Raw genomic sequence first — 1,911 nt, 5'->3', positions numbered from 1 at the left:
CTCCTGGTGGAGCTGGGCGCGACCGTGGTCACCCCCGGGCTGGCCGTCGCGGAGGGCGACCTGCTTCGACTTCACCATCTCCGGTGAGACCTTCGTGAAGGCGCCGAACGGGACGGCGCCGCTGACCGGCACCGTGGGTGCGGACCTCGACCTCATGACCGGCGACGTCACCGCGGACCTGCAGCTCGACCCGACCCAGGGCGACTTCCAGATCCTCGGGTTCCTGCCGGTGACGGGCGACATCGGGTTCGCCACGCAGGGCGAGACGACCGGCGTCTACCAGAGCGGGCAGCTGACGACGAACACCCTCGGTCATCACCAAGCTGTCGTCGTTCAAGGTGTTCGGGATGATCCCGATCGGCGGCGGCGAGAACTGCCAGACCGCCGAGGCGTCGGACATCCGGTTGCAGTCTGCGGAGGGCGAGTTCTTCGACCCGAACGCGGGCGGCACGATCAGCGGCGAGTACTCGCTGTCGGAGATCACCGACTGCGGGCCCCTCACCGGGATCCTCAGCCTGTTCACCGCGGGTGACGGCAACACGATCGACCTGACCCTCGCGCCCAAGGCCTGAGCACGGCGTTCGGCCGACGTCCGGCCGACGGCCCCCGCCGTACCGCAGGTGCGGCGGGGGCCGTCCCCGTCGGCGGCCCCTTCACCCACCCCGAAAGGCGAACGTTGACCAGGAAACGAAGAGCGGGACGACGCCGGGGCGCGGCCCGCACGGCGTGCGTCGCCGTCGCCGTGGCGGCCGTCCGGGCCTCGTCGCCGCCCCGGCGAACGCGGCACCGGCGACCCTCGAACTCGACTACCACTGCACCTTCCCGCTGATCGGGCCGCAGCCGGTGCACGTGTCCCTCGTGGCGGACGTCCCGGAGACCGTGCGGGTCGGCGAGGTGATGCCGGGGATCGCCGTCGAGTCGACGGCGACGGTCGGCGCGGAGTCGACGCGCGCGCTCGCCGCGCTCGGCACCGTGACCCTCGAAGGCGGCGCCGCCGCGGACGCGACCCTGACGGTTCCCGAGATGCCCGGCGGCCTGCCCGTCCGGGTGGACGTCGCGCTGGACAAGACGGACGTGCCCGCGTCCGGCGAGTTCGCCGTGCGGGGGACCGGCAAGGCCCCCGACCTGACGTTCAGCCGACCCGGGCCCGGGACGGTCTCCGTCGGGAACCTCGTGCTGACGCTGACGCCCCGGACGGCCGACGGCGGGCCTGGCGGCCTTGGCACGTTCGAGTCCGAGTGCGTCCAGGACCCCGGGCAGGACAACGTGCTCGCGTCCTTCGAGATCGTCGACGGGACGGGCGGCGGGGGCGGCGACCACGGGTACGAGGTCGAGGGGGCGACCGTCCTGACGGCGTCCGGCGCGACCGTCCCGCTGACCGGCGCGATGTCCCTCGCGCTCGGCGGGGACGCCGCCCGCGCGGACCTCGCGCTCGACCCGGCGACCGCGAACGTGAACCTGTTCGGCTTCCTGCCGGTCACCGCCGAGATGCGGCTCGACGACGCCGGGGACGGCGGCACCGCCGGGTTCGCCGACGGCGTCCTGACGACCACGTCGCAGGTCACGGCCGCGTTCCCGGCGTTCCGCGTCTTCGGTGTCGTCCCGATCGGCGGTGGCGACGCGTGCCGCACGTCCGGGCCGTCCGAGCTGACGCTGACGTCGGCGCCCGGCTTCGACCCGTCCGCGGGCGGCCGCCTCACCGGTGCCTACGACCTCGCGCCCCTCACCGGCTGCGGCGCCCTGACCGGCCTGATCGGCGACTCCGTCACCGGCACCGGCAACACCATCGACCTGACCCTCACCCCGGCCCCGACCCCGGCGGCCGCACCATGACCCGCCCCGACAAGGCCCCGCGAGTTCGTTGACCTGCGGCGTGTTGCCCTTATCCGGGCCGCTTATAAGGGCAACACG

Annotated in this window: 2 protein-coding genes; both read left to right on the top strand. The window is 73.7% G+C overall.

The window, feature by feature from the left end; all coding sequences use genetic code 11:
- Nucleotides 1–347: 347 nt before the first annotated feature.
- Nucleotides 348–572: a hypothetical protein gene (locus BJF79_RS38965; protein ID WP_075904947.1), complete on the top strand. Its 225-nt coding sequence runs from the start codon at nucleotides 348–350 to the stop codon at nucleotides 570–572.
- A gap of 154 nt (nucleotides 573–726) precedes the next feature.
- Nucleotides 727–1,833 (top strand): DUF6801 domain-containing protein, encoded by a 1,107-nt coding sequence (locus BJF79_RS38960; protein WP_075904944.1) that lies wholly within the window; start codon nucleotides 727–729, stop codon nucleotides 1,831–1,833.
- The last annotated feature ends 78 nt before the right edge of the window (nucleotides 1,834–1,911 follow it).

The sequence above is a fragment of the Actinomadura sp. CNU-125 genome (genome assembly GCF_001942465.1).
GTDB lineage: Bacteria > Actinomycetota > Actinomycetes > Streptosporangiales > Streptosporangiaceae > Spirillospora.
The sequence above is the reverse complement of the archived record's forward strand: the minus strand, read 5'-3'. Positions and strand labels throughout refer to the sequence as shown.

What these genes read in the sequence shown, in the direction of transcription:
- BJF79_RS38965 (WP_075904947.1), top strand. Translation starts at nt 348, where the DNA reads ATGATCCCGATCGGCGGCGGCGAGAACTGCCAGACCGCCGAGGCGTCG.